We start from the raw sequence: 4,543 nt of genomic DNA, 5'->3' as shown, positions 1-4,543 counted from the left end.
TACTTGCTATCCGGATAGCATTCGTCCCATGACCGATGACGGCGACACCCCGCCACCCCCCGATGGATCGCGCACGCAGGCGTTTCGTCGCGCCGAAACGGAGCGCCGACTTCTCGACGCCGCGCTGGCGCTCATCGCGGAGTCGGGGTCCAGGTCGATGTCGACGGCACGCGTCGGCGCCGCGGCCGGGTACAGCCGGGGGATCGTGACTCATCAGTTCGGCAGCAAGCAGGAGTTGTTGCGCAGAGCGGTCGAGCACGCCCAGGCGCTCGTCAGCGTCTCCCCGAGGGCCAGCGGACTGGACTGGATCCTCGAACTCGTCGACAAGTATCTCGCGGTCTCCGCGGACGGAGACATCGCGACCCGTGCGTTCCTCCTCATGTGGGGCGAGGCAGTTGCCAACGACGACAACGTGCGCGACGTCTACGTCGAGCGGGACGAGTGGTTTCGAGGCCTGGTCGCCGCTGCCGTCGCCGAGGGTGTCGCCCAGGGCACGATTCGACGAGCCGTGGACCCGGCCGCGTTCGCCTATCTACTCGTCGGGCAACTGCGCGGGACCATGCTCCAGCTGATGCTGGTGCCGGACACCGCGATGCAAACCAGGTTGCGCGCCGAGTGCGCAGCGATGGTCCGGCGACACCTCGTCGACGAGGAAGTGCGGGACCACCCCGCGTGAATCAGGGGCAGGGCCCGCGTGAATCAGGGGCAGGGCCCCGGGAGGAACAACGACCAGCACCATCCCGGCGGAAGCGGCGGGGTGAACCCCGGCGGAGGAGGCGGCGGCGGAGGCGGTGTGGCTCCCTCGAAGATGTTCTGCGCCACGTTGCCCTGGCCGTGGTACACGTACCAGTACGTGTGGCAGACGCCCTCATCCCAAATGACGGGGTTCACTCGAATGTTTCCGGTCTGCACCGGCGGATCGCCAGGACACCACACACACGGACCGGATGGGTTGTCGGGCGGGCAACCGGGCCAGGAATCCAGGGGTACCGGACCACCGGGAATGGCCTGAGCGGTGGCTCCGGTCAGGCCGACCCCGGCCATCGCGATGCCGACGGACACCAACGCGCCTGCGATCCGATTGAGGTGCTGAGTCGTGCTCATCATGCCCTCCCCTTTCCAGGTGATTCGCCGCCTCGGTCGACGCCGTTACCTCGAAGTGCACAGGACGGCGTGGACTACCGATCCCAACAAACGAGTGGAGTTACCCTGTCGGCATGAGTGGTCGGCGAGTGCCCGGTGGGGTGGTGCACGACCTGCCCGCCGACCTGCGCCAGGCACTGGTCGCCAACGACACGGCGCTCGCCGCGTGGACTGACATCACGCCACTGGCGCGCAACGAGTTCATCTGTTGGGTCGAGGATGCCAAGCAGGCGAGCACCAGGGAGCGGCGGATCCGCAGGACCCAGGAGGAGTTGGAGGAAGGCAAGCGCCGACCATGCTGCTGGCCGGGGTGCAAGCACCGCGAGACGATCAAGAGGTAGCGGCGAGGCACGGCCGAGAAAATCGTTGGCGCCCTGAGCTGCCGGTGCACGACTCTATGAAGCATGCTTGCACTCGACGCATTCACCGAGAACGGATTCCTCAAGATCGACGAGGCAGTCCGACGCGAGACTGCCGACGCCGCAAGACAATTGCTGTGGACGCAGATCGGCCTGTCACCGGAGCGCCCCGACACCTGGACGGAACCGGTGGTGTGGGCAGCCGACCTAACCGGTCACGGGCCCTTCGGCGAACTGGTCCGCAGCCCCAGGTTGGCCGCTGCGCTGGACGCGGTCTGCGGAGTCGGCGGCTGGCAACGACGGGGGTCGCTCGGCAATGTCCCGATCCGGTTCCCGGCACCACCCAAGGTCGACGATCGGGGGTGGCACGTCGACCTGAACACGCCAGCGTCGGATGGTGCGTGGGCGGTCAGCGGCCGCCCCCACACGCTGTTGCTGTTGACGATCCTCTCCGACGTCGGACCCGATGATGCGCCGACCAGGATCCGGGTCGGGTCCCATCGCGACGTCGCCGCCGTGCTCGACGATCAACCGATGGACGTCGCCGAATGGGGTCCGCTTGTCGATTCCGCGAGCGCAGGCCGCGCCGTCGAACTGGCGACCGGCCATCCCGGTGACATGTACGTCGTGCATCCGTTCACCGTGCACGCCGCGGACGAGCACCGCGGCAGCACCCCGCGGTTCATGGCTCAGGCACCGGTGATGCTGGCGGCGCCACTCACCCCGGACACACGTTCACCACTCGCGTCGGCGTGGCAGTGAATCGGGTCCGGTGCGGTTGAATTCGGACGGACGCTACGGCAGCCGGGGGACGTACAGCACCGGCGGTGCGGGCGCCGCCGGCGGCGGCGCGTTCGGGTCGGGAGGCGGAGGGGCGTCGAAGTATCCCGGCGGCGGCGGTCCGTTCAGCGGGTAGTAGCCGGGCGGCAGGGCCGGAACGCCTGCGGGCGGTCCTTCCTGCGGCGGCAGGATCGTCTCGGAACCAGGTGCGTTCAATGACTTGTACCCGGGTGGCAGCGGCGGTGGCGGCCCCGCTCCCGGCGGCGGCGCCGACGAGATCACCCCGCCGTCTTCTGGGACCATGTACGGATTTTGAGCCTGGTGCCAGGCGTCCCTCAGGAAGCCCAACGGTCCCGACGACTGGGAGCCGTACTGAGGGTCCGAGATCTCCGGCACCACCGGGGCGCCAATGGGCGGCGGCGCGGGCGGGGCGTCACCACCGGTCGGTACGCCGGGAACCTCGGGCACGGGCTGGCCGGGCGGTGGGGCGGCAACACCGGGGGCTGCCGGATCTGGCGTCGGCAGGGGTAACGGCTCGGCGTAGGCCTGGGCCGCCATCGCGAGGGCTCCCCCGGCGACGATGACGGTCGCGATGGCGATCTTCGCCGCGTTGGCCGTTGGCGTGACGCGCTGTCCTTTGGTCATGGATCCCGGTCGTCCTCTCTGATGGCGCCCCGCGCGGACTCCTGTGGGGGGATCGGCGCGGGTGTGCCGGGCGTTACTTCTGCCCGGTTCGACCTCGGTGGGCCGAGCCGCGGGCTCCGCCATCGTCGCACACATCGACGCGGTCCGATCGGTCGTCTCAGATCTGACCGGCGCGCCACCTGTCCAGCATCCGACGGTCCCGCTTGGTCGGCCGTCCCGCTCCCCGATCGCGGTAGGCCACCGGAACGGCGGCAACCGGCGGCGGCGCGGGTGTCCGATCGATGAAGCAGGTCACGGCGTCGGCCGCGCCCACTCGCTTCTGAATCACCCGGACCACCTCGACGATGCGCGTGGTGTCCCCCACCCTGGCGCGCACCTCGTCACCTGGCGAGATCATGGTGGCCGGTTTGGCGGGCCGGTCGTTGACCCGCACGTGTCCCGCGCGGCAGGCCGTGGCCGCGTCCGGCCGGGTCTTCGTCAGCCGGACCGCCCACAACCATCGATCCACCCGGGTCGCCTCCATGCCAACCATCATGACCTGCGGGCGGCCAGCCAGTCGCGCTGCCTGCGGACGAACGCCGCGTCCACCCTGGCGCCGTGGCCAGGCACGTACACCGCGTCGGGGCCGCCAAGCTCCAACACCCGATCCAGGGCACCGGGCCACTCGGAGACGACGGAGTCCTCGTCGATCGCGGGGTCGGCCGACTCCTCGATCAGATCGCCGCAGAAAACGACGGCCGGCTGGGCTGGTCCGGTGGGAGTGACGACGACGATCAGGTCGTGATCGGTGTGACCGCGACCCGGATGTTCGACGTGGACGATCCGGCCCCCGACGTCGAGGTCGGCACCCAGCACCTCGTGGTCAGGCGCGCGTACCGCCGCGATCGCCTGGTCGACCTCGTTAGGGTCGGCGCCATACCCGATGGCGTGGGAGCGGACCCCGGCGAGCCCCGACGTCAACGCCACACCCACCGCGGGCGCGGCGTACAGCTCGGCGTCGCCGAAACCCGCCGAGCCGAGCACGTGATCGAAGTGGTGATGGGTCAGTACCACGTGGGTAACGGCCGACCCGGCCAGGTCCCGCACGTCCTGCGCGATGGACGATGCTTCGAGAAGTGTTGTGCCGCAGTCGATCAGCAGGGATCCTCGGCGACCCCTCACAAGGCCGACGGTGACGTCGAGGAACGGTAGGCGACATCTGAACACGCCGTCGGACAGGACCTCCCAGGCGTAGTTCACTCCCCGAAAGTAGTCCCGCCCGCCGGCTCCGGCACGGTGCGCGTGACGCTGACCCCTCAGGGACGGGCGGTGAGTCAGCGGACGGTTTTAGGGTAGGCTAAGCTACTTTGACGAGACGGGCACAACCGTTCGTCAGCTCCAGTCCGCGCGATCCCGTGTCGGCGGGGCGGGTTGGCTCAACGACGAGAAACCCACAGTCACACGCTGGGCGCGTCGTTCGCGACGCTGGCTGAGGAGCGCCGTTTGAACGGACTGTACGACCCGGATCGGGAGAAGGATAGCTGCGGTGTCGGTTTCCTCACCCGAAAGGACGGCGTCCAGACCCAGGAGGTCATCCGCAAGCTGCACGAGGCGCTGTGCGCCGTCCCGCACCGCGG

The 4,543-nt window shown here is 69.2% G+C and carries 7 protein-coding genes; 3 read left to right on the top strand and 4 right to left on the bottom strand.

The genetic code is table 11. The annotated features are described in order from the left end of the window. Window positions 1-28 precede the first annotated feature (28 nt). Window positions 29-676 carry a TetR/AcrR family transcriptional regulator gene (locus tag ABW137_RS11860; protein ID WP_526400080.1) on the top strand — a complete coding sequence of 216 codons (648 nt, stop codon included), beginning with the start codon at window positions 29-31 and terminating at the stop codon, window positions 674-676. Window positions 677-699: 23 nt separating this feature from the next. Here the strand turns inward: ABW137_RS11860 and ABW137_RS11855 are convergent, their stop codons facing one another. After that, entirely contained in the window at window positions 700-1,104 is a 405-nt protein-coding gene (locus ABW137_RS11855; protein WP_526400078.1) for a hypothetical protein, read from the bottom strand. A 113-nt stretch (window positions 1,105-1,217) separates the two neighbouring features. On the opposite strand from ABW137_RS11855, the gene ABW137_RS11850 reads away from it, so the two are divergent. Continuing rightward, the gene (locus tag ABW137_RS11850) at window positions 1,218-1,484 is read left to right on the top strand and encodes a YdeI/OmpD-associated family protein (protein WP_526400076.1); all 267 of its coding nucleotides are present in this window, start codon (window positions 1,218-1,220) and stop codon (window positions 1,482-1,484) included. A 63-nt stretch (window positions 1,485-1,547) separates the two neighbouring features. Further along, entirely contained in the window at window positions 1,548-2,264 is a 717-nt protein-coding gene (locus ABW137_RS11845) for a phytanoyl-CoA dioxygenase family protein (protein WP_526400074.1), read from the top strand. A 33-nt stretch (window positions 2,265-2,297) separates the two neighbouring features. Here ABW137_RS11845 and ABW137_RS11840 read toward each other — a convergent pair whose 3' ends face one another. The 3 genes from ABW137_RS11840 to ABW137_RS11830 form a co-directional block, all read right to left on the bottom strand. Continuing rightward, entirely contained in the window at window positions 2,298-2,927 is a 630-nt protein-coding gene (locus tag ABW137_RS11840; RefSeq protein ID WP_526400072.1) for a hypothetical protein, read from the bottom strand. A gap of 157 nt (window positions 2,928-3,084) precedes the next feature. Beyond that, entirely contained in the window at window positions 3,085-3,450 is a 366-nt protein-coding gene (locus ABW137_RS11835; RefSeq protein ID WP_526400070.1) for an RNA-binding S4 domain-containing protein, read from the bottom strand. An 8-nt stretch (window positions 3,451-3,458) separates the two neighbouring features. After that, the gene (locus ABW137_RS11830) at window positions 3,459-4,166 is read right to left on the bottom strand and encodes an MBL fold metallo-hydrolase (RefSeq protein WP_526400068.1); all 708 of its coding nucleotides are present in this window, start codon (window positions 4,164-4,166) and stop codon (window positions 3,459-3,461) included. Between the last annotated feature and the right edge of the window lie 377 nt (window positions 4,167-4,543).

This window comes from Mycobacterium sp. (genome assembly GCF_040509115.1).
In the GTDB taxonomy this organism is placed as follows: Bacteria; Actinomycetota; Actinomycetes; order Mycobacteriales; family Mycobacteriaceae; genus Mycobacterium.
The sequence above is the reverse complement of the archived record's forward strand: the minus strand, read 5'-3'. Positions and strand labels throughout refer to the sequence as shown.

Excerpts from the sequence above, each read along its gene's own strand:
- ABW137_RS11855 (WP_526400078.1), bottom strand. The coding sequence starts at position 1,104 with ATGAGCACGACTCAGCACCTCAATCGGATCGCAGGCGCGTTGGTGTCC.
- ABW137_RS11835 (WP_526400070.1), bottom strand. The coding sequence starts at position 3,450 with ATGGAGGCGACCCGGGTGGATCGATGGTTGTGGGCGGTCCGGCTGACG.
- ABW137_RS11840 (WP_526400072.1), bottom strand. The coding sequence starts at position 2,927 with ATGACCAAAGGACAGCGCGTCACGCCAACGGCCAACGCGGCGAAGATC.
- ABW137_RS11850 (WP_526400076.1), top strand. The coding sequence starts at position 1,218 with ATGAGTGGTCGGCGAGTGCCCGGTGGGGTGGTGCACGACCTGCCCGCC.
- ABW137_RS11845 (WP_526400074.1), top strand. The coding sequence starts at position 1,548 with ATGCTTGCACTCGACGCATTCACCGAGAACGGATTCCTCAAGATCGAC.
- ABW137_RS11860 (WP_526400080.1), top strand. The coding sequence starts at position 29 with ATGACCGATGACGGCGACACCCCGCCACCCCCCGATGGATCGCGCACG.